Below are 20,632 nucleotides of genomic sequence, written 5' to 3'. Positions count from 1 at the left end.
GCCCGTGATGGACGCACTGCTCTCGGCTTTCGATATCATCTGGAGCCTTGACGTCATCATCGCGCTGATCGTGGGCTCGGTCGGCGGCATCATTATCGGGGCGATCCCGGGCGTTGGCCCAGCCGTTGCCATCGCGATCCTCTTGCCGGCGACGTTTGCCTTTGAGCCCATCGTCGGCTTGACCATGCTTTTGGGGATTTATGGATCCTCGATGTTCGGGGGGGCGATCCCTGCCATTCTGATCAACGCGCCGGGAACCGCGGTCAACGCGCTCACGACCTATGACGGTTACCCGATGACAAAGCGGGGTGAGGCGCAGCGGGCGCTTTCGCTCGCCTATTCCGCCTCATTCTTTGGGGGTGTGTTTTCTGTCATCTGCCTGATCCTCTTGACGCCGGTGCTGGCTGCGGTCGCACCGAACTTTGGCTCGCGTGAGATTTTTCTGGCCGCACTCCTCGGGATCGTTCTGGTCATCGTGACGCACCCGGGGCAGACGATTATTGCAACCTTCCTGGCCTGCTTTGGGATTTGGCTTAACACAATCGGGCTAGAGCCGATCCGCTACACCCAGCGATTTACCTTTGGACAGAATTGGCTAAGTTCCGGTGTTAACCTTGTGGTGGTCGTCCTTGGTCTTTTCGCAATCGCGCAGGCATTCACGCTTTTGATCGACAAGGATGAGTCACCTAATCCGCCCAAGCTTCAAGGGTCTATGTTTGGTGGTATGCGTGAGGTCTTTCAGCACAAGCGCGTTGCCTTCTTCGGATCCGGGGCGGGTGTCATCATGGGCATCATTCCCGGCGTGGGTGAATTCCTGTCTCAGTTCTTGGCCTACACCTATGCGGCAAAGACATCGAAGACGCCGGAGTTGTTTGGCAAAGGTGCGCCAGAGGGGATCATCGCCTCGGAAACCGCCAATAATTCAGTCCCTGCTGCGGCGATGATCCCTCTGCTTGCGCTTGGCATTCCGGGAGAGCAGCTGACGGCGATGATGCTGTCTGTCTTTTATGTCCACAACGTCGTTCCCGGTCCGCAGCTGTTTCAGAACCAGCCTGACTTTATCATTGCGCTCTATCTTTCGCTCTTGATCCTGAACGTGCTGGCCCTTGGCTTTCTGCTGTTCTCGACCAAACCGATCTTGCAGATCATTCGCATCCCCCCCCGGTTTCTCGGTGTGATCGTGCTGACCCTCAGCTTTGTGGGCGCCTACTCGCTTCGCAATTCGGCGACAGACTGCGCCATGGCAGCGGGCTTTGGTGTGCTTGGATATATCCTGAAACGACTGAACTATCCTGCCGTGCCGATCATCCTGGGGATGGTTCTTGGCGGGATCATGGAAGCCAAACTGCGCACCTCCATGGCGCAAGTTGAAACCCCACTTGATTTCGTAAGCCGTCCGATCGCCGCGATCATCTTTGGGCTGATCATCCTGACGCTTGCACTTCACATCCGAAACATTCTCAGGGCCAAGCGCCCAGTCTAAGAGGCTATCCAATGCTCGATCAAGCGGCCATCGACGCGCTTCGTCGCACGCAAATTCCCGTACAATCTCTGCTGATTGACGGGGTGTGGCGCCCCGCCGCACAGGGCGGCACGTGCGCGGTCACGAGCCCAATCGACGGGTCGCCGTTGACTACCATTGCGGAAGGTACGGCGGAAGATGTCAATGCGGCCGTCGCTGCCGCAAAACGTGCGTTCGAAGATGGTCGGTGGTCGCGCATGGCACCTGCCACGCGCAAACGGATTATGCACCGCCTTGCTGACCTGATCGAAAAGCACGCGCTAGAACTTGCTGTTCTGGGTGTGCGCGACAATGGCACCGAGATCAGCATGGCGATCAATGCCGAGTCCGGTTCAGCGGCTGCAACCTTCCGATATTATGCTGAGGCGATCGATAAGGTCAGCGGCGAGATTGCACCGACACCAGCCGGGACGTTAGCGTTGCTTCATCGCGAACCGGTGGGTGTCGTTGGAGTCATCGTGCCGTGGAACTTCCCGCTGATGATCGGGTCGTGGAAGATTGCGCCCGCCTTGGCTGCCGGTAATTCGGTCGTTCTCAAACCCGCAGAAAGCGCCTCGCTTTCGCTCTTGAAACTTGCGGCAATGGCACAAGAGGCCGGCCTTCCCGATGGTGTATTGAATGTGGTGACTGGCCACGGCTCTGTCGTCGGAGAGGCAATCGGCCTACACATGGATGTCGATGTGCTGGCCTTTACAGGATCGGGCGGCACCGGGCGCAGGCTTCTTGAATATGCGTCGCGTTCAAACATGAAGCGCTGCTATTTGGAACTTGGCGGGAAGTCTCCGAACGTGGTTTTTGCCGATGCACCAGACTTGGAAGTTGCGGCCAATGTCTGTGCCAACGGCATTTTCCGCAATGCAGGGCAAGTCTGCATCGCTGGCTCCCGCCTGCTGGTCGAGCGTAAGATCCACGCAGAATTTACCGCCCGCGTGGCTGAAATTGCGGCGAGCATGACCATTGGTGATCCCCTGAAGGTCAGCACGCAGATTGGAGCAGTCCATAGCCCTGAACAATTGGCTCAGAACCTTTCCTTTGTTGAACGGGCGATCGCCGAGGGCGCAAATCGGCTGATCGGTGGAGAGCGGGTGCTAGCGGAAACGGGCGGAACCTATATGTCGCCGGCCGTGCTCGACAACGTCGCACCTGACGCGACGGTGTTTCGGACGGAGGTGTTCGGCCCTGTTCTTTCCGTGACGCCTTTCGATAGTGCAGAAGAAGCGATCCATCTGGCAAATGCGACCGAGTTCGGATTGTCGGGCGCCGTCTGGACATCGAATATTTCGACTGCGCACCGGGTAACGATGGGGATCCGATCCGGCCAGCTGCACGTCAACACCTACGGTGGTTCGGACATCACGACCCCGATGGGCGGCATGAAACAGTCTGGCAATGGTGTGGATAAGTCGCTGCACGCGCTCGACAAATATGTCGATCTGAAGACGGTATGGATGAAGCTGTAGAGGTCTTGGTTGTGCTGCTTCACAGCAAAACACTGGCCCTGATGGGCACCCAATATTTGGAGAGACAACACCACGTTCAGCCGGGGACGGAACGATGAGATCATTCAAGACCTGCTCTTCCCTATACGGCTGTCCATTTCTCTTGAGCATTGAGGGCAATTCATGACTGATCAGATCACACTACTCGGCGTCAAGGGTGGTCCTGCGCTCCGCCAAGGTGGCGCCATGCCGACGGCCAGCCTACTTGAATTTGCGGGACGCCGGATATTGATCGACTGCGGCATCGGAGCTGCTCGCAGCACAGTTTACTCCGGCGTATCATTGCTTAATATTGACGCGATCTTCATTACGCATCTGCATTCGGACCACATTTTGGAACTTGGGCCACTGCTGTACACCGCTTGGACAACCGGGTTAAACAGACCAGTGCGGGTTTTCGGGCCACCCGGAATTGGCGCATATTGGGAGAACTTCCTGAAGGCTATGCGCTTTGACCACGACATTCGGTTGGTCGATGAAGGACGTCCCGATATTGCGATCCTGGTCGAGGTTACAGAGTTTGGTGAAGGGCCGATAGTTGATCTAGACGGGATTGAGGTTAAGGCAATGCGGGTAGACCACCCGCCAGTTACAGATTGTTTTGCGTTAAGTTTTGCAGCTGGAACCAAACGCGTCGTATTTTCGGCTGACACCTGCTATTTCCCACCGCTTGCAGATTTCGCACGAGGCGCGACCGTCTTGGTACACGAGGCGATGCTTGTGGCCGGAGTCGACAAACTAGTTGCTCGCACGCCCGGAGCTGGACGACTTCGAGAACATCTTCTGGCCTCGCATACAACGGCGCAGGATGCGGGCCGGATTGCCGCGGCGGGAATGGTCGGACAGCTTGTGCTGAACCATCTGGTGCCTGCAGACGACCCCGATTTCACCGAGGCCGACTGGCGTCGAGAGGTATCTCGACACTGGAACGGGCATGTTGTTGTCGGACACGATGGCCTTGTTGTTCCCATCGAATAGAGCGGTTCATCCCAATAAATCGAGCTGTCAGACGAATTCGAATTGATCTCCGTTTGGCGGCGGGCCTAGGTTCTAGGCGGAACAGAACTGCAGCTACTCGGCAAGGGCCACAGCGCGCAGGTGCTTGAAACTGTCTCGGCTGTAGCGATGGCGATCTTGGTTGAAGTGGATATGGACGGAGGCGTGGAGCGCCACGAATTTCTGAAAACATCGCATTTGCCGGAACCGCTGCATCGCTTGCTTGCGTCGCCGAAGGGGTAAGTGGGAGATCTCAACCCGGTTGTTCAGCCAGCGCCCGGTCGTCTGGCGATCACCCACGCCAAGCCCATTGAACGCGGCCCTATAGGATCGAGCCGATCGGTTGCGACTTCGCCTGTAGATCTGTGCCGTTTCAACGTTTTCTTGAAGAACCTAAGCGCGGCCTTCTTGTCCCGCCGCTTTTCTAAATAGCTCTCCAGCACTTCGCCTTCGTGATCGACGGCACGCCAAAGCTAATGGCGCTCGCCACTAATCTTGACAAAGACCTCATCCAGATGCCACCGCATGTGCTGGGCCCTGTTCTTTCCGCCTACCCGCTCTTGGCAGATCTCAGCGGCGAACAACGGGCTAAACCGGTTCCGCCAGAACCGAACTGTTTCGTGGCTGACCTCGATACCGCTCTCATGCAGCAGATCCTCTACGTCGTGCAGCGACAGCGGAAACCGAACGTACAGCATCAGCGCCAGGCGAATGATTGGGGCTGGTCTTGAAGTACTTGAAGGGGGAGAGATTGGTTCTGCTAGGACGCTAAACGGCGCCCTGCCACAACTCAAGAGAAGTTACTCTGACAAGACCCGCTCAAGCCAAGTTCTTCTGACACCGCCTCTGGTAGCACCCTTCATCGCCAAGAGCCAAGTCGACACCGCGACGCTGCGCCAGGCGGCGGAGGATATGCAGAGCGGCCCCATTGACGACTGCACATGCCATCCCGAGCTTTGTAGCCCAGCGGTTGTCCATGATCTGGTAGTATCTTGGATCCCGTAATTTTGAGGAGCACCGGAATGCTTACGACAAGCCTGAGCGATCTTGTACTGCGCCTTATGGCGAGCGCGATCGACTCGTCGGTTGCGGATCATCAGGGAAGGATGGTCGGCTTCTTGCGCGACCTGATCCCTTTCGACGCGGCGTGGTGGGGCTGGTCGAACTTCACACGCGGGCGTGTCACCATCGTCAAATCGTCAACACATGCTCTGTCCCGCAGCTTCGAGTCGGCGGTGCGCGCGATCGCGCATGTCGATCCCTTTGTCCGCCGTGGCCGCAACCTTCCTGTCTATGCGATGCAACTTTCACCAGGATTGGCACAAGTTGACCCGGCTTTTCGTAGCTTTTGCGTCGCATATCGTCTGAATGCAATCCTGAATGGCCACTGTCGCCTTGGAGAAGGTTCAACGTTCAACTTCTTCATGTCGCTCTACAGACACGAGGGAGCGGCTTTCACTCAGGAAGAGGTCACCGATTTCCGGATGATCCTGAGACACCTCGAGCAAAGCCTATCGCTGTCGTTAAGGAGTGAGATCCGGGCGCGTGCGCCGCAAGGCGGTGAGGCGGCGGTAGTAGACAACGCGGGTGAACTCGTGCGCGCCTCACGCGGATTCCAGCCGGCCCTCGAGGCCGAGGGGTTGAGCCAACGGGCGATAACCGCCTTGTTACGCAAACTTGGCGCCGGAGCGACGCAATGGCAGGGAGACTCCGTCGTCCTTCAAGCCGAGGCCTACGCCGATGACCTTGTCCTGATCCGGATGTCTCGGCCAGGGCCATGGGACCAGCTCGCTTTTCAGGAGCGTCGCGTCACGGAGCTGTATCTGTCTGGGCTGACCATGCGCGAGATTGCGGCCACATTCAGGGTCTCGCCACATACAATCCGCAACCAGCTTGCATCGGTCTATCGCAAGACAGGCACTGCTGGGAAACTTGATCTCGCACGGCTTCTTGCGGGCGAGAGATAGTATTTTTGTACTATATAGTTTGGTTCTTGGCACGTGCACCCTGACGAGAATCTTAGTCTACGGAGCGAGACAATGACCAGATCAAGCCTTTCCCGTCGATCTTTCCTTGCCAGCAGCGTGGCCTCTGCAGGCGTGCTAACAACGCCTGGCATCGTGCGGGCCGAGAACCGTGTGATCCGCATCGGCTATATCACGGCCTTGTCGGGCCCGCGGGCTGAGTTCGGTGCGTCCGATCCCTGGATGCTTGAGCAGGTAAACGCCCTCCTAGCCAAAGGGTTGGACATCGGCGGACATCAATATCAGGTGGAAATCCTGATGCGCGACAATGAGAGCAACGTGAACCGTTCAGCAAGCGTCGGAAACGAACTTATCCAGCGAGAGGACGTGGATCTGCTGCTGGTTCAGGACCTTGATGCCTCCGTCGCCACGGGCGAGATGTCGGACATCGCCGGTATTCCCTCGATCTCGACGATGGGACCATGGCAGGCTTGGATGTTCGGGCGCGGGTCGAATCCCGAACAGGGATTCCCCTACAGCTTTACCTTCTTCTGGGGCGCGGACGATGCTATGTCCACCTTCACCCGGATCTGGGATCAGGTCTCGACCAACAAGGTCGTGGGTGACTTCTATTTCGACAACCCAGCCGGACAGGCCTTCGCCAACCCTGACCTCGGCCTGCCGTCCTTCATGGCCAGTGCGGGCTATTCCCGCGTCGATGGCGGGATGTTCCAAATCGACACCTCGGATTTCTCCGCACAGGTTTCGAAGTTCAAGGAGGCAGGCGCTGAGATCGTGACCGGTTTCGGTTTCCCGCCCCACTGGTCCACGTTCTGGGCGCAGGCAGGTCAGGCCGGCTATACGCCCGAAGCTGCAACCTTTGCCGCGGCCTTCCTGTTCCCCAGCGCCATCCAGGCGCTTGGAGACCGCGGCGACGGCATGACCACCGAGGTCTGGTGGACGCCCAAGGTGCCTTTCGTCAGCTCGCTGACTGGCCAGACCGCCGCAGAGCTGGCTGCGGCCTGGGAAGAGAAGTCTGGCGGCCAATGGATGCAAACACTTGGCTACAGCCACGCCCTCTTCGAGACCGGCATCGCGGCGCTGAAAGCATCGGGCGCGCCGAAGGACCGCGACCTGGTGCGCGACGCCATCGCGGCCCTCAAGATGGATACGATGGTCGGCCCAGTTGACTGGGCAGGCAGCCCGATCAAGAACGTCGCGCGGACCGAGGTCGCCGGCGGGCAGTGGCGCAAGACCGGCGCCAAGCATGCCTACGATCTGGTCATCACCGAGAACACCCTGGCACCGTCGATGCCGGTCGAAGCGCAGACCGTCGCGCTTTCGAAACTCTGATGCTGGAGGTTCGGGGGCTGTCCAAGGCCTTCGGCTCCCTGCAGGTGGTGTGCGATGTCGCCACCACCGTGCGGGGGGGCGAGTGTCTGGGCGTGATGGGGCCGAACGGCGCCGGAAAGAGCACGTTCTTCGATCTGCTGGCCGGCGTCACCCGAGCCGATGCGGGACGGGTTTACGTGGACGGGGCCGACGTGTCGGCCCTGCCCCCGGAGGCCCGTGTGAAGGCTGGTTTGGCGAGGGCCTTCCAGGTCCCCAAGCCCTTCGCTTCGCTCACGGTGGCGGAACATCTGCGGCTGGCAGCCGACGCAGGTGGCGGCCTTCAGGGGCACGCTGCGCTGGAACGTGCCGAAGAGGTTATGGAACGTACCGGGCTCTCATGCCTGTCCATGACCACGGGCAGCAGTCTGCGGCTTCTCGACCGCAAGCGGCTGGAGCTGGCCAAGGCGCTGGCGACCGGGCCGAAGGTGCTGCTTCTGGACGAAATCTCGGGAGGGCTGACAGAACCCGAGGTCCAAGCCCTCGTGGAGATGATCCAAGGGCTGAAGAGGCCCGGGCTTGCAATCCTGTGGATCGAGCACATCGCCCACGCTCTGCAGGCCACATGCGACCGGATTTTGATGCTGCATCTCGGCACCAAGGTGATCGAGGACCGCCCTGACGTTGTCGCTGCGGATCCACTCGTGCGCGAACTCTATCTGGGGACTGCGAGCCATGCTTGATATCGAGGCGATGGAAGCCTTCCACGGTGACTTCCAGGCCGTGTTCGGCATGGACCTGCAACTCGCCGCCGGAGAGACACTGGCTCTTATCGGAGCAAACGGCGCAGGCAAAACCTCATTCCTGCGAGCGATCTCGGGCCTAACGGTTTCCCGCGCAGCGAAGTTCACACTTGAGGGCCGCGACATGCGTGCGCTCAGCGCGCCCGAGCGCGCCAGGCTGGGCGTTGCGCTCTGCCCCGAGGGGCGGCGGATGTTTCCCTCGCTGACCGTGGCCGAGAATCTGCTCATGGGCGCGCGGATTGGGAGACGCGGCCCATGGAACATGGAAAGCGTCTGCGCGCTTTTCCCGATCCTGCGGGAATTCGCAAATCGGCCAGCGGCGCTTCTGTCCGGCGGGCAGCAGCAGATGGTCGCGATCGGGCGGGCCTTGATGGCGAACCCCTCTCTTCTGCTTCTGGACGAGGTCAGCCTTGGACTTGCGCCAGTGGTGGTGGACCAGGTTCACGAAGCTCTGTCGCAGATCCGGGGCGAGGGCATGGCGGTGGTGCTGGTCGAGCAGGATATCGGTCGCGCCTTGCGCTTGGCGGATCGCTTCCTGTGTGTCCTCGAAGGCAAGACTCAGCTCACGGGGCAGGCCAAGGGCGCCGACATGTTGGCCATCGGCCGCGCCTACTTTGGAGAGGACGCATGAACATCGTGTTCGAAACCCTCCTGAACGGCTTGATGCTAGGAGCGCTCTACGCCCTGTTCGGGCTTGGCCTGTCGCTGATCTTCGGAGTGATGCGGATCGCCAATATCGCTCATGGCGAGTTGGTGATCGGCGGCGCCTTCATGGCGTTTTCCATCGCCGGAGCCGTGCACTTGCACCCCGTTGTGCTGGTGGCAATAGTTACGGCGCTGATGTTTGCCGTTGGCTGGGCTATCCAGTCGGCGCTGATCAACCGTGTGCTGGGCCCTGACCCGCTGCGCCCACTTCTTCTGACCTTCGGCCTTTCGGTGCTGACGCAGAATCTGCTAGTCGAAGTGTTTGGAGCAGACAGCAGATCGCTTGACGTTGGCGCGTTCAAGACGGCGTCGGTCGTGGTTGGGCAATTTTCGCTGGGCTTGCTGCCGCTTGTTACCTTCGGGTTGACGCTTGCCCTCTTCGGCCTGTTGCATTGGTCACTACACCACAGCAGCGCGGGCCGGACGGTCCGCGCGACGGCCGACGACCCCGAGATCGTGGCGCTGATGGGCGTCAACCGGCGGCAAGTTTTCGCAGCGGTCATGGCTCTTTCGGCGGCACTGGCCGCGCTGGCAGGAATGCTTCTGGCAATGCGGTCCACGGTCACGCCGTTTTCTGGGGCGGAGCGGCTCCTTATCGCCTTCGAGGTTGTCGTGATCGGCGGGCTTGGATCGATCTGGGCAAGCCTTGCCGGCGGCTTGGTGCTGGGCCTTGTTCATGCCGTCAGCTTCCGGGTCGACCCGGCCTCGGGACTGCTCTACGGGCACATACTCTTGCTGGCGATCCTGTTGATCAGGCCCGAGGGCCTTGCGGGGCGGAGGCGGACGCGATGAAACCCGGTTTGATCTTTTTCCTGTTATCTGGCTTGGGCCTCGCAGCACTGCCATTCTTCGCCGAGCGTGGTGTCTTGGTCCTTGGGGTCGAGGTTCTGGTGTTATTAGCCCTCGCTCAAGCATGGAACCTGCTGGCAGGCTATGGCGGCTTGCTTTCTCTGGGCCATCACGCCCTTTTCGGGATCGGAGGCTACGCACTTTACGCGGTCAGCCGCGACCTCGGTCTGAACCCCTACTTGGCGATCCCGCTTGCTGGGGCAGCAACCGCGGGGCTGGCGCTGGTGCTTGCACCGATCCTATTCCGTCTGCGCGACGTCTATTTCGCCGTCGGCATGTGGGTTGCGGCCGAAATCCTGCGGATCGTCGTGAGCCGCACTGATTGGCTTGGCGGTGCCTCTGGTCTGCCGCTGGCCGGTGCCCGGGCCATCAACCGAGAGTGGATGGGTAGCTACACCTACTGGGCGGCGCTCGCCTTGGCCATCGGCCTGATCGTTCTGGTTGGCTGGCTGATGGCAGGACCTTTCGGCCTGCGCCTGCGAGCCTTGCGAGACGACGAGATCGCGGCACGCTCGATCGGAATCAGCCCGATGCGCATCCGCTTGACGGTCTTCCTGATCTCGGCGGCTGGCGCGGGTATGGCCGGTGCGGTGAACTTTTTGTCGGTGTTGTTCATCACCCCCACGGCTGCCTTCGACATGACATGGATGGTCGTCACCATCTTCGTATGCATCATCGGCGGCATCGGCCGTCTGGCCGGGCCAATCATTGGGGTGGTGCTGTACTTCACGCTTCGCGAGACGCTGGCGTTCTCGCCCGGAGCCACCCTGATGGCGCTGGGTCTGGCGGCCATCGCCGTAATGCTGTTCGCACCGGGCGGTCTCATGGGGCTGATCGATCGCATGACCGCGCGCTTCAAGAAGGAGATTCCGCAGTGAAGACCGCATTTTATCACGATGAACGCTGCCTTTGGCACACCACGGGCGAACACGCCCTGATTTTGCCAGTGGGCGGCTGGGTACAACCGCCGGCCGGAGCGGGTCACGCTGAAAGCCCCGAAAGCAAGCGGCGTTTCCGCAACCTGCTTGAGGTCTCGGGTCTAACCAAGCATCTGGACATGCGCGGCGCAGCTCCCGCAACGCGGGAAGACATGCTGCGTGTGCACCCGGCCGACTACATTGACCGCTTCAAGGCCCTGTCCGATGCTGGTGGAGGCAACGCGGGCATCTATTCACCCTTCGGCCAAGGCAGCTTCGAGATCGCGGCCATCTCGGCGGGACTGGCCAAGCAAGCCGTTGCCGACGTCTGGGCGCGGCGTGTACAGAACGCCTATGTCCTGTCGCGTCCTCCAGGGCACCATTGCCTGCCCGAGCAGTCGATGGGCTTCTGCTTGCTCGCCAATATTCCGATCGCAATCGAAGCGTTGCGCGCCAAGCATGGCCCGCTCCGTGTCGCCGTGCTTGACTGGGACGTGCACCATGGTAACGGCACGCAAGCGGTTTACTACAACCGGGCCGACACGCTGACGATTTCGATCCATCAGGAGGGTTGCTTCCCGCCCGGTCAAGGCCTTCCATCGGAACGTGGCGAGGGCGCCGGCTTCGGCACCAACCTGAACGTCCCGCTCCTGCCCGGCGGCGGACACCGCGCCTATCTGGATGCGATGGAAATCCTTGTCGTGCCGGCACTGCGCGATTTCCGTCCGGACATGATCATCGTCGCGAGTGGGCTTGACGCGAACGGATTCGATCCGCTTGCCCGTATGCAGGCCCATTCCGATACTTTCCGTGAAATGACGGCCGAAATCATGGCTCTTGCCGCCGAATTATGCGGCGGGCGCATGCTTTGCGTCCACGAGGGGGGCTATGCGGAAGCCATCGTTCCCTTCTGTGGTCTTGCGGTGGTCGAGACCCTGGCTGGGACCAGAACCGAAGTCAGGGACCCGGTGCTCGACCTGCTGTGCGCACAGCAGCCTGCGGCGGACTATGTCGCGTTCCAGCGTGATCGCCTGCTTGCACAGGCGGACAAACTTGCGAAGGCCGCCTAGGCCTTCGCATTTAACAAATCTGCGTTGCGGGAAGCCTTTCCAGCGCGTCCGCCGCGTCTGGAAAGACTCTCGTCAGGGTGCCCGGGACTTCGTATCCCGCGCCAGCCGCAACGCCTCGGCCAGCACGGAGTGGTCTCCGATGTGGTTCATCAGGATCAGGATCAGCCGTGCGTTCAGGGCGTGGCTTTCTGCCTCGTCCAGCCCGTCATGTGTGGCGATCAGCCGGGCATAGGTGTCGTCTGGCCTGGTCAGGTTCGGGGTCGTGATCAGCATGTCCTTAGCCCTTTCCGATGGCACGGGCCAATGCGGCGGCCATCTCCGCTTCGTTGAAACGATCCCAGCGCGCGGCGACGTGCTGGTCGGGGCGGATCAAGTAGACGGCCCTCTCCGCCCTGCCCAGATACCGGGCGACGATTTCTGGCGTCGGCTCCAGCGCCAGACGCGGAAAGCTCAGGCCATGCGCCGTCAGGTAGTCCGGCACCTCGGCTCCGATGGCCAGCAGCGTGAAGCCTTGCCCCAGCCGCGCCAGAAGCCAGCCGTCGCCAAGGGGTGCATCCGGGCAAGGCGACCCCGGCCGCGTCCGTGCGGGCATGTCGGCATGGTCCGGCCCGTTCAGCGTCGATCCGTCATAGGTGCAGGGCATAGACAGCCGCCCTGAATTCACCACCGTCCGCGCAAAGGGCACTGTCTCAGCAAGTTGCAGAACGGCGTTACGGAACATCTTGGACACGCCCGTTTTCGGCGTGATGAAGTCGGTCGCGCGGGTGGAGTTCAGGATGTTCTCGTCCGCCCCGTAAACTCGTTCGGCATCATAGCTGTCCAGCAGGCTTTCCGGCGCGGTCCCGTCCAGCACCAGCGCCAGTTTCCATGCCAGATTGTCCACATCCTGAATGCCAGAATTCGCCCCCCTTGCGCCAAAAGGAGAAACCTGATGTGCGGCATCGCCGGCAAAAAGCACGCGGCCGTGGCGAAACCTGTCCATCCGACGGCACTGGAAGGTGTAGATGGAACACCAGTCGAGTTCATATTCGACGTCCGGCCCGAGCATCGCGTCCACACGGGCGCGGATCCGCGCGGGCTCCATCTCCTTCGCACGGTCGATGTTCCAGCCAAGTTGGAAGTCGATGCGCCAGATATCGTCGGGCTGTTTGTGCAGCAGCGCTGAGTCGCCCGATTTGAAATGCGGCTCGAACCAGAACCAGCGCTCGGTCGGGAAATCCGCTTTCATCTTAACGTCGGCGATCAGGAAATTGTCTTCGAATACCCGCCCATCAAAGGAGAGCCCCAGCATACCGCGCAGGGGGCTGCGGGCGCCGTCGCAGGCAATCAACCAGTCCGCCTCGAGCTTGTAAGGGCCATCGGGTGTCATCACCTCAAGCACGACGTGATCGGCGGCTGGTATAACGGCATCGACCCGGTTCTTGCCCCGCAACTCGATTGGCGCGCCTTCGGCCTGGGCGTTGACGATGGCGTCGAACAAGAACTTTTCGAACCAAGGCTGTTGCAGATTGATGAAGGCCGGGAAGGCATGGCCGCCTTCGGGCAAAAGGTTGAACTCATATAGCAGTCGGTCATCGTGGAAGACCTTGCCCACGTTCCACTGTACGCCTTTGTCCAGCATCGGTCTCGCCGCGCCGAGCCGGTCACAGATTTCCAGCGTACGCTTGGCAAAACACAGGGCGCGGCTGCCAAGCCCGGCGCCTTCGTGATCGTCAAGCAGGACGACTGGCACCCCGCGACGACCAAGATCAAGGGCAGTGGCCAGACCGATTGGACCGCCGCCGACAACCACTACCTTGCGGCGCACGGGGGTTGCGGCGTCCTGATCGGGCGATTTCGCATAGGGATATAGGCGGAACGCCAGTGCATAGCGGTCCGGAACAAAGTCCTTCATGTCATCCTCCCAGAGTTTTCGTCAGCCCTGAAGCGCCGCCCACATTTCCTGATCACGCTGCGCGGTCCAAATGCGGGGATGGTGGATGCCGCGCGCCTCGTCATAGGCCCGAGCAACATTAAAAGGCAGGCAATGCTCGTAGATCGCATAGTCCTTGAACTTGGGATCACATTCGGCACGGCAGGCATCCCAAGCCTCTTTCAGCGTACCATTGCGGGCGGCGACGCGGGCGACTGGTCTGTAGGTCGACTCTACGAAATCTTTGGTCCGGTCGAGCGCCGAATTGACCGCGTCGCGCCCGACGACCGCATCCCCCCGACCCGGAGCAATCGCATCGAGGTCATAGGCCCGGATCGCCTCCAGCGTGTTGCCCCAGTCGGCGAAATGGCCGTCGCCGCAGTAGCAGGCGGAATGCGCCTCGACGATGTCGCCGGTGAACATGACGTTTTGGTCGGGAACGTGGATCACCGCGTCACCCGCCGTATGGGCGCGACCGAGTTGGAGTATGTCCACCCGCCGCTTGCCCAGCCACACCGTCATCCTGCCGTTGAAAGTGGTGGTGGGCCAGGTCAGGCCGGGGATGCTTTCATACCCCTGGAACAGGCGGGGGAAGCGCTGGAATTCGCTGTCCCAATCCTCTTGCCCGCGTTCGGCTACCATGTTGCGGGCCGCTTCGGACATGATGACCTGCGGGGCGATGAAGGCCGAGGCACCCAGCACGCGGACGGCGTGGTAATGGGTCAACACGACGTGGGAGATGGGCTTGTCCGTCACGCCACGGATGCAGTCGATCACTTTCTGCGCGAGGCGCGGGGTTGCCTGCGCCTCCACCACCATGACGCTGTCATCCCCGATGATGACGCCCGAATTCGGGTCGCCCTCGGCGGTGAAGGCGTAAAGCCCTTCGCCGATCTCTGTAAAGCTGATCTTCTTTTCCGCCATGTCGCCCTGCGAGGCGAATGCCTTTGCCATGATGATGCTCCTCAGCGTGCGTAGGGGTCGGCCAGCGCGGGAATGACCTTGCCCGTGCAGTCGCCGAAACCGATGATGTATCCGTCACCCCTGCACTGCCCGCGCAGGATGAGAGTGTCGTTGTCCTCGATAAATGTCCGCGTGCCACCCGCGATGGCGATGGGCTCCTTGCCGCCCCATGACAATTCCAAGAGGCTGCCGCGGCTCTCCTTCGTCGGGCCGGAGATCGTGCCGGACCCGAGAAGGTCGCCGGTGTTCATCGCACAGCCGCTGGTCGTGTGATGGGCCAGTTGCTGGGGGGCCGAGTAGTACATCTCGGCGTAATTGGTGCGGACGATGATGGTCTCGGCCCCACCTTCGGGCTGCAAGGCTACCTCCAGCGCGATATCGTAGAGCATCGGGCGCGGTTCGTGTAGATAGGGAAGCTGCGGCACCTCGCGGGCGGGCGTGGAGGTGCGGAAGGGTTCGATCGCAGCCTTCATCACGATCCACGGGCTGATGGTAGTCGCTGTCGCCTTGGCCTGAAAGGGCCCGAGCGGCTGGTATTCCCATGCCTGGATGTCGCGCGCCGACCAGTCGTTCAGAAGGACGTAGCCGAAGATCATGTCGTCGGCTTCGGCCACCGTCACCGGTCCCTCGGACGGCGTGCCCACCACCGCGCCCATCTCAAGCTCGATGTCGAAGCGGCGCGAGGGTTGGAAGGACGGAACGGCATGGTCCGGCCCCTTTACCTGCCCCCAGGGGCGGCGCACCTCGGTGCCGGACACGACGACCGAGGACGCCCGCCCGTTATAGCCGATCGGGATGTGCAGCCAGTTCGGCGGCAGGGCATTTTCGGGGCCCCGGAACATGGTGCCGACGTTAAAGGCGTGATGGCGACCGGCGTAAAAGTCCGTGTATTCGGCCACGCGGAACGGCATGTGGAGAGTGGCCCCCGCACGCGGCACAAGGTAGGGCTCTACCGCCGCGCGGGATGCCGCGCCCTCGGCCAGCAGCGCCGTCACCTTGGCCCGCAACGCGGCCCAAAGGGCGGGCCCTGCTTCCATCACCTTGTTCCAGACCGGCACATCGAAAAGGCGCGCCGCACCCAGATCGAGGAGACCCTTGGCTTCCAGCATGGTGAGATCAACGATGAAATCGCCAATCGCCATCCCGCAATGCGCAGCGGAATTGTCCACCGAAAACACCCCGCATGGCAGGTTGTTCAGCGGAAAGGGGCTGTCCGGTGCGTTGGCACTGTCAACCCAAGAGCGGATGAGGCTGGTCATTTCACCCCCGGCGTGCCGTCGAACTTCTTCTCCAGCGTTCCCCAGCAGTCGATGTAATCTTCCTGCATATGCCCAGCCGTCGCGGCCCATGGCGTCAGATGCTGCGGGAAACGGGTCTCGAACATGAAGCTCATGGTCTCGGCCTGAAAGACCGGCACCATCGGCTCGTTGCTGGCGTGCTCGAATGCGTTCCGGTCGGGTCCATGCGGCAGCATGCAGTTGTGCAGCGACATACCGCCGGGGACAAAGCCCTTGGGCTTGGCATCATAGATGCCATAGATATTGCCCATCATCTCGGACATGACATTCTTGTGGTACCATGGCGGGCGGAAGGTATTCTCGGCCACCATCCAACGCTCGCGAAACAGCACGAAGTCGATGTTCGCTGTGCCTTCGATACCGCTTGGCGCCGTCAGCACGGTAAAGATCGACGGATCGGGGTGGTCGAACAGCACCGCACCGACTGGGCAATAGGTGCGCAGGTCGTATTTGCAGGGCGCATAATTGCCATGCCAAGCCACCACGTCGAGCGGGCTGTGGCCGATTTCAGTGACATGGAACTGGCCACACCATTTGACATAGACCTTGGACGGCACCTCGCGATCCTCATAGGCCGCCACGGGTGTCTTGAAGTCACGGCGATTGGCCATGCAGTTTGCCCCGATCGGACCACGGCCCGGCAACTGGAACTTCTGTCCGTAGTTCTCGCAGACGAACCCGCGGGCGGGGCCTTCCAGCACCTCGACACGGTAAACCAACCCACGCGGCAGAATGGCGATCTCGCGCGGCTCAAGGTCGATGATCCCCAGCTCGGTGCAAAACCGCAGCCGACCTTCCTGAGGCACAACCAGCAATTCGCCATCGGCCGAAAAGAAATACTCGTCATTCATGCTCTGGTTCACCAGATACATGTGGCTGGCCATACCGGTTTGCGTGTTCACATCCCCCGCCGTGGACATGGTGCGCATGCCGGTAACCCAAGTCAGATCCTCGCCCGGAACGGCAACCGGATCCCAACGATACTGTCCAAGGCTGACGATATCAGGGTCGATGCAGGGCGCCGACTTCCAATGCGGCACTGAGATCTTCTTGAACCGGTGCGTGTGCTTGACCGACGGGCGAATGCGATAGCACCACGTCCGCTCATTCTGATGGCTTGGCGCGGTAAAGGCCGTGCCGGAAAGCTGTTCGCCATAAAGCCCATAGTTGCACTTTTGTGGGCTGTTCATACCTTGCGGCAGCGCCCCCGGAAGGGCCTCGGTCTCAAAGTCGTTGCCGAAACCGGGCATATAGCCCTCATGCGGCCCGGCAATCGAGGCTGCCCGGATCATGCCCTTGGGCAAGGAATGGCTGGTCATACGCTCCTCCACAGTGCTGGGATGGTGGCCTTGCCGAGTCTGGTCGGCTCTGTGGCGTTTATAGTTGCGATTGCAACCAAGTCAATATAAAGTTGCAAATGAAACGATCTGGAGGATGCGATGGCTGAGACGGTGCTTTACGACTATTGGCGATCGTCGGCGGCCTATCGGGTACGGATCGCGCTCAACCTCTTGGGGTTGTCACACCGCGCTGAGACGGTCGATCTGTTGGCCGGCGCACAGCAGGGTAGCGCAAATCTGGCGCGCAATCCCCAAGGACTGGTTCCGACACTCGAGATCGACGGGACAAGCCTGACCCAGTCGCTGGCGATCCTCGAGTATCTTGAGGAAACCCGGGCCGCAGGATGGTTACCAGGCACAGCGTCTGATCGGGCGATCGTGCGGGCAATGGCCTACGCGGTGGCGATGGATATTCACCCAGTCTGCAATCTGCGCGTGGCCCGCCATGCCGTCAGCTTGGGTGCGACGATGGAGGGCTGGATGGGCCATTTCATCGCGCTTGGGCTTGAGGGGGTCGAGGGTTTGCTGTCGCGTCATGCGATCGGTTGCTACAGCTTTGGCGATACGGTGACGCTCGTAGACATCTGTCTTGTTCCGCAGATCTATAACGCGCGACGGTGGGCCGTCGACCTGTCACGTTATCCAAGAACCCTTGCCGTTTCGCAGACGCTTGAGAAACTGGACGCTTTCGCTGCGGCCCATCCCGACCGGGTAAAACCTGCTGGATGACTTGCCACTTCGTTCTGTGCCATAACTTCGAACACTTACCCCAGCGACCTTGTGCGAATGACCGAACAGACGACCGACTTTGATCTGGATGCCTTTCTGCCATATCTCTTGAATCAGGCGGCCGAGGCGACGTCGCATGGGTTCGAGGCTGTTTACCGTGACCGCTATGGCTTTACCCGCACGCAGTGGCGGGTACTGGCCAATTTGGGCAAGTTCGGCGCAATGACTGCACGCGACATCTGTGCGATCAGTCATATCGAAAAGACCAAGGTGAGCCGTGCCGTCGCGGCGTTGGAACAGGCAGAGATGCTGTTGCGCTCACCAAGTGAAAAGGATCGCCGCGCCGAAGTGCTGTCGCTGACCACTAAGGGGCAAGAGGTTTTTGCCGAACTTGGGGCGCATGCGGTCAGCTTTGATCAACAGTTGCGGCAAGAGATTGGCAGTGCGGATGCAGGAAAGTTGATCGCGCTACTGCGCCGTCTCATGTCCATGTCGCCACGAACCGGCCGAAGCGCCGACTGACCTAAAGCTTTTCCGACACCTTGTCCGTCGCACGCTGCAGCGCTGCCAAGCCACGCAACAGCGCCCTTCGGTCCTGCAGCGGCATGGTCTTGAGGACAGCTTCAGACCGCGCCTCAACCAGATTGCGGACCTCATTGAACATGGCGCGGCCCTCGGGCGTGCAGGTGTACAGCCACAGCCGCCGATCCTTGTCTGATGTCTGCCGTTGGATCAGGCCCTTTTTGATCAGCCGATCTGCCGCGCGGCTGACCTGAACCTTGTCCAACGAGGTGTTGCGACCCAGGTCAAGCGAGGATTCGGCCTCGACCTCGGCCAAGAGAAACAGCAGGCGCCACTCGTCGCGCCCGAGGCCAAAGCGCCGTTGATAGACATCAACCAACAGCCGCGAGAAGGCCGCAGAGGTAACGGCAAGTTGGTAGGGGAAGAAGTCCTTGAGCATCCGCGCGTCCTGTTTTGCTCAGACTGCACTGGTTGCAGATGTAACGATATGATACAGATCAAATCGGCCAGCCCCCGGAGCGCGTGTGTGTGGCCAAGGCCCCGGCAGGGGCCGAACCCGCGCTAGCGGTTCAAACACAACAGCGCGACGGGATTGATGGCGCGCATCGACGCGCGGGCGCAACAAAGACTGCAGATCTATATGCATAGGCCCCATGCGCCGGCTCCACGGTGGCCATCGCCGGGGGCAACGCGCAAGTCGCCCTACCATCAGGGCAAGACCTGCATCGGCGCCCTGATGATCTATAGGTGATGTTCAGGCCCTTTCAGAACGGCCGGCGCGGTCGCAGTTCTGCAGAAGGCGATCCGACCTGCCGATACAAGCGGCAGGCGCCACAGCGCCCTTCGCAATTTCAATCCGGGTCAGAGCGCGCTAAAGCCCGCGTCCAACGCAGATACGATCTTTGCAACATCCGCCTCAGACACCACCAGCGGCGGCGACAAGATGATGTTGTTGCCCGAGACCCGGACCATTACCCCGGCCTCATAAGTCGCGCGATGCACTTTGCTGATCGTCTTTTTGTCGATGGGGGTCTTGGCGCCGCGGTCCGACACCAACTCTAACGCGCACATCAGACCGTGACCTCCGCGCACATCGCCGATGACCTGATGCCTGCCCATTAGCGCCTGAAGCCCGGTGAAAAGCTGTTTGCCACGGGCAGCTGCATTTAGGTGAACCTGCTGGCGGTCGGTTTCCCTCAGACAGGCAATGGCAGCCGCCGCCCCGACGGGATGGCCGGAATAGGTATAGCCTGATGCGATGGCACCCTTCCCCGACGTGTCCTTTTCAAACACCTCGGCCACTGCATCAGCGACCATGACGACGCCAAAGGGGAAGTAACCATTGGTGATCGCCTTGGCCGCGACCAGCAGGTCAGGCTGCACCCCCCAGTGCCGTGAACCCGACCAACTGCCCGTCCGACCAAAGGCGGTAATCACCTCATCCGCGATCAGCAGAATGCCGTATTGCGAACACAGCGCCCGCACGCCCGGCATGAAGCTTTCGTGCGGGGGGATGACCCCGCCGGCTCCCAGCACCGGCTCCATGATGAAGGCCGCGATGGTCGAGGCATCCTGAAACTTGATCTCATCCTCGATCGCGGCAAGGCACAGTTGGGCCAACCGTTCCGGATCCGTCTCGTTGAATGGATTGCGGTAGGTGTAGGGTGCTGGCGTATGGTAACAGCCCGGCATCAGGGGCTCATATTGGGTGCGGAAATTGGCGTTGCCGTTAACCGATGCGCCCAAGGTATGCGTGCCGTGATAGCCCTTCTTCAGGCTCAGGAACTTGATCCGCCCCGCTTCACCCCGGATCTTGTGATATTGCCGCGCCAGACGCAGCGCGATTTCAACACCGTCTGACCCGCCCGAGGTATAGAAGGCGCGCGACAACCCATCAGGGGCAAAAAACTCGGCCAACATCTCGGCAAGTTCGATGACATTGTCATTCGTCGTGCCACGAAAGATCGAGTAATAGGGCAGCCGGTTCAACTGGGCCGAAATGGCATCCTTTACCGGCTGGCAGGAATACCCGAGGTTGACGTTCCAAAGCCCGCCCACGGCATCAATGGTGCGGTGACCGTCGATGTCGGTAATTTCAACCCCTTCGGCCTCGACAATGATGTCTGGCGGGTTGGCAAGGCTTTCCGCAGGATGTGACATCGGATGCCACAGACGCCGTGCGTTGTTCTCCTTCAGGAAGTTCGAGTCTTTCAT

At 60.8% G+C, this 20,632-nt stretch carries 19 protein-coding genes and 1 pseudogene; 12 read left to right on the top strand and 8 right to left on the bottom strand.

Annotated features, from left to right (window positions below; all coding sequences use genetic code 11):
• The first annotated feature begins 7 nt into the window (after positions 1-7).
• From ACSBLW_RS11035 to ACSBLW_RS11025, 3 genes are all read left to right on the top strand, one after another.
• Positions 8-1,483 carry a tripartite tricarboxylate transporter permease gene (locus ACSBLW_RS11035; protein WP_435256672.1) on the top strand — a complete coding sequence of 492 codons (1,476 nt, stop codon included), beginning with the start codon at positions 8-10 and terminating at the stop codon, positions 1,481-1,483.
• Positions 1,484-1,494: 11 nt separating this feature from the next.
• On the top strand, positions 1,495-2,982 hold the full coding sequence (locus ACSBLW_RS11030) for an aldehyde dehydrogenase family protein (RefSeq protein ID WP_435256671.1): 1,488 nt from the start codon (positions 1,495-1,497) through the stop codon (positions 2,980-2,982).
• Positions 2,983-3,144: 162 nt separating this feature from the next.
• Complete coding sequence (locus tag ACSBLW_RS11025; RefSeq protein WP_435256670.1) at positions 3,145-3,999, top strand: MBL fold metallo-hydrolase; 855 nt, start codon at positions 3,145-3,147, stop codon at positions 3,997-3,999.
• 93 nt (positions 4,000-4,092) lie between these two features.
• Here ACSBLW_RS11025 and ACSBLW_RS11020 read toward each other — a convergent pair.
• Positions 4,093-4,776 (bottom strand): annotated as a pseudogene (locus tag ACSBLW_RS11020) (IS6 family transposase); the annotation flags it as partial.
• 263 nt (positions 4,777-5,039) lie between these two features.
• On the opposite strand from ACSBLW_RS11020, the gene ACSBLW_RS11015 reads away from it, so the two are divergent.
• The 7 genes from ACSBLW_RS11015 (at position 5,040) to ACSBLW_RS10985 (ending at position 11,654) form a co-directional block, all read left to right on the top strand.
• Positions 5,040-5,984: a helix-turn-helix transcriptional regulator gene (locus ACSBLW_RS11015; RefSeq protein ID WP_435256669.1), complete on the top strand. Its 945-nt coding sequence runs from the start codon at positions 5,040-5,042 to the stop codon at positions 5,982-5,984.
• A 72-nt stretch (positions 5,985-6,056) separates the two neighbouring features.
• Positions 6,057-7,334, top strand: coding sequence for an ABC transporter substrate-binding protein (locus tag ACSBLW_RS11010; RefSeq protein WP_435256668.1), 1,278 nt, complete (start codon positions 6,057-6,059; stop codon positions 7,332-7,334).
• Positions 7,334-8,053 carry an ABC transporter ATP-binding protein gene (locus ACSBLW_RS11005; RefSeq protein ID WP_435256667.1) on the top strand — a complete coding sequence of 240 codons (720 nt, stop codon included), beginning with the start codon at positions 7,334-7,336 and terminating at the stop codon, positions 8,051-8,053. The genes ACSBLW_RS11010 and ACSBLW_RS11005 overlap by 1 nt, the downstream gene beginning before the upstream one ends.
• A complete protein-coding gene (locus tag ACSBLW_RS11000; RefSeq protein ID WP_435256666.1) occupies positions 8,046-8,744 on the top strand; it encodes an ABC transporter ATP-binding protein in 699 nt (232 codons plus the stop codon). The genes ACSBLW_RS11005 and ACSBLW_RS11000 overlap by 8 nt, the downstream gene beginning before the upstream one ends.
• A complete protein-coding gene (locus ACSBLW_RS10995) occupies positions 8,741-9,610 on the top strand; it encodes a branched-chain amino acid ABC transporter permease (protein ID WP_435256665.1) in 870 nt (289 codons plus the stop codon). The genes ACSBLW_RS11000 and ACSBLW_RS10995 overlap by 4 nt, the downstream gene beginning before the upstream one ends.
• Positions 9,607-10,545: a branched-chain amino acid ABC transporter permease gene (locus ACSBLW_RS10990; RefSeq protein WP_435256664.1), complete on the top strand. Its 939-nt coding sequence runs from the start codon at positions 9,607-9,609 to the stop codon at positions 10,543-10,545. Before ACSBLW_RS10995 ends, ACSBLW_RS10990 begins: the two co-directional genes overlap by 4 nt.
• Positions 10,542-11,654 carry a class II histone deacetylase gene (locus ACSBLW_RS10985; RefSeq protein WP_435256663.1) on the top strand — a complete coding sequence of 371 codons (1,113 nt, stop codon included), beginning with the start codon at positions 10,542-10,544 and terminating at the stop codon, positions 11,652-11,654. The genes ACSBLW_RS10990 and ACSBLW_RS10985 overlap by 4 nt, the downstream gene beginning before the upstream one ends.
• A gap of 72 nt (positions 11,655-11,726) precedes the next feature.
• Here ACSBLW_RS10985 and ACSBLW_RS10980 read toward each other — a convergent pair whose 3' ends face one another.
• From ACSBLW_RS10980 to hmgA, 5 genes are read right to left on the bottom strand one after another with little or no spacing between them, the layout of a single operon-like run.
• Positions 11,727-11,927 carry a DUF2783 domain-containing protein gene (locus ACSBLW_RS10980; protein WP_435256662.1) on the bottom strand — a complete coding sequence of 67 codons (201 nt, stop codon included), beginning with the start codon at positions 11,925-11,927 and terminating at the stop codon, positions 11,727-11,729.
• A 4-nt stretch (positions 11,928-11,931) separates the two neighbouring features.
• Positions 11,932-13,548 carry an FAD-dependent oxidoreductase gene (locus ACSBLW_RS10975; RefSeq protein ID WP_435256661.1) on the bottom strand — a complete coding sequence of 539 codons (1,617 nt, stop codon included), beginning with the start codon at positions 13,546-13,548 and terminating at the stop codon, positions 11,932-11,934.
• 21 nt (positions 13,549-13,569) lie between these two features.
• Positions 13,570-14,520, bottom strand: coding sequence for an MBL fold metallo-hydrolase (locus tag ACSBLW_RS10970; protein ID WP_435256660.1), 951 nt, complete (start codon positions 14,518-14,520; stop codon positions 13,570-13,572).
• 11 nt (positions 14,521-14,531) lie between these two features.
• Positions 14,532-15,788 (bottom strand): fumarylacetoacetase, encoded by a 1,257-nt coding sequence (gene fahA, locus ACSBLW_RS10965; RefSeq protein WP_435256659.1) that lies wholly within the window; start codon positions 15,786-15,788, stop codon positions 14,532-14,534.
• Positions 15,785-17,146, bottom strand: coding sequence for a homogentisate 1,2-dioxygenase (gene hmgA, locus ACSBLW_RS10960; RefSeq protein WP_435256658.1), 1,362 nt, complete (start codon positions 17,144-17,146; stop codon positions 15,785-15,787). The genes fahA and hmgA overlap by 4 nt, the downstream gene beginning before the upstream one ends.
• Positions 17,147-17,266: 120 nt before the next feature.
• Between hmgA and maiA the strand changes: the two genes are divergently transcribed.
• Together maiA and ACSBLW_RS10950 are read left to right on the top strand one after the other, a co-directional pair.
• Positions 17,267-17,896, top strand: coding sequence for a maleylacetoacetate isomerase (maiA, locus tag ACSBLW_RS10955; RefSeq protein WP_435256657.1), 630 nt, complete (start codon positions 17,267-17,269; stop codon positions 17,894-17,896).
• A gap of 57 nt (positions 17,897-17,953) precedes the next feature.
• Positions 17,954-18,418 carry a MarR family winged helix-turn-helix transcriptional regulator gene (locus ACSBLW_RS10950; RefSeq protein WP_435256656.1) on the top strand — a complete coding sequence of 155 codons (465 nt, stop codon included), beginning with the start codon at positions 17,954-17,956 and terminating at the stop codon, positions 18,416-18,418.
• 1 nt (position 18,419) lies between these two features.
• On the opposite strand, the gene ACSBLW_RS10945 is transcribed toward ACSBLW_RS10950, so the two are convergent.
• Positions 18,420-18,857, bottom strand: coding sequence for a MarR family winged helix-turn-helix transcriptional regulator (locus ACSBLW_RS10945; RefSeq protein ID WP_435256655.1), 438 nt, complete (start codon positions 18,855-18,857; stop codon positions 18,420-18,422).
• A gap of 422 nt (positions 18,858-19,279) precedes the next feature.
• A complete protein-coding gene (locus ACSBLW_RS10940; RefSeq protein WP_435256654.1) occupies positions 19,280-20,632 on the bottom strand; it encodes an aminotransferase class III-fold pyridoxal phosphate-dependent enzyme in 1,353 nt (450 codons plus the stop codon).

The sequence above is a fragment of the Thioclava sp. FR2 genome, from assembly GCF_051200875.1.
Taxonomy (GTDB): Bacteria; Pseudomonadota; Alphaproteobacteria; order Rhodobacterales; family Rhodobacteraceae; genus Pseudotabrizicola.
This window is presented reverse-complemented; position numbering and strand designations above follow the sequence as displayed.

Excerpts from the sequence above, each read along its gene's own strand:
- ACSBLW_RS11035 (WP_435256672.1), top strand. The coding sequence starts at position 8 with ATGGACGCACTGCTCTCGGCTTTCGATATCATCTGGAGCCTTGACGTC.
- ACSBLW_RS11030 (WP_435256671.1), top strand. The coding sequence starts at position 1,495 with ATGCTCGATCAAGCGGCCATCGACGCGCTTCGTCGCACGCAAATTCCC.
- ACSBLW_RS11025 (WP_435256670.1), top strand. The coding sequence starts at position 3,145 with ATGACTGATCAGATCACACTACTCGGCGTCAAGGGTGGTCCTGCGCTC.
- ACSBLW_RS11015 (WP_435256669.1), top strand. The coding sequence starts at position 5,040 with ATGCTTACGACAAGCCTGAGCGATCTTGTACTGCGCCTTATGGCGAGC.
- ACSBLW_RS11010 (WP_435256668.1), top strand. The coding sequence starts at position 6,057 with ATGACCAGATCAAGCCTTTCCCGTCGATCTTTCCTTGCCAGCAGCGTG.
- ACSBLW_RS11005 (WP_435256667.1), top strand. The coding sequence starts at position 7,334 with ATGCTGGAGGTTCGGGGGCTGTCCAAGGCCTTCGGCTCCCTGCAGGTG.
- ACSBLW_RS11000 (WP_435256666.1), top strand. The coding sequence starts at position 8,046 with ATGCTTGATATCGAGGCGATGGAAGCCTTCCACGGTGACTTCCAGGCC.
- ACSBLW_RS10995 (WP_435256665.1), top strand. The coding sequence starts at position 8,741 with ATGAACATCGTGTTCGAAACCCTCCTGAACGGCTTGATGCTAGGAGCG.
- ACSBLW_RS10990 (WP_435256664.1), top strand. The coding sequence starts at position 9,607 with ATGAAACCCGGTTTGATCTTTTTCCTGTTATCTGGCTTGGGCCTCGCA.
- ACSBLW_RS10980 (WP_435256662.1), bottom strand. The coding sequence starts at position 11,927 with ATGCTGATCACGACCCCGAACCTGACCAGGCCAGACGACACCTATGCC.
- ACSBLW_RS10975 (WP_435256661.1), bottom strand. The coding sequence starts at position 13,548 with ATGAAGGACTTTGTTCCGGACCGCTATGCACTGGCGTTCCGCCTATAT.
- ACSBLW_RS10970 (WP_435256660.1), bottom strand. The coding sequence starts at position 14,520 with ATGGCAAAGGCATTCGCCTCGCAGGGCGACATGGCGGAAAAGAAGATC.
- fahA (WP_435256659.1), bottom strand. The coding sequence starts at position 15,788 with ATGACCAGCCTCATCCGCTCTTGGGTTGACAGTGCCAACGCACCGGAC.
- hmgA (WP_435256658.1), bottom strand. The coding sequence starts at position 17,146 with ATGACCAGCCATTCCTTGCCCAAGGGCATGATCCGGGCAGCCTCGATT.
- maiA (WP_435256657.1), top strand. The coding sequence starts at position 17,267 with ATGGCTGAGACGGTGCTTTACGACTATTGGCGATCGTCGGCGGCCTAT.
- ACSBLW_RS10950 (WP_435256656.1), top strand. The coding sequence starts at position 17,954 with ATGACCGAACAGACGACCGACTTTGATCTGGATGCCTTTCTGCCATAT.
- ACSBLW_RS10945 (WP_435256655.1), bottom strand. The coding sequence starts at position 18,857 with ATGCTCAAGGACTTCTTCCCCTACCAACTTGCCGTTACCTCTGCGGCC.
- ACSBLW_RS10940 (WP_435256654.1), bottom strand. The coding sequence starts at position 20,632 with ATGAAAGACTCGAACTTCCTGAAGGAGAACAACGCACGGCGTCTGTGG.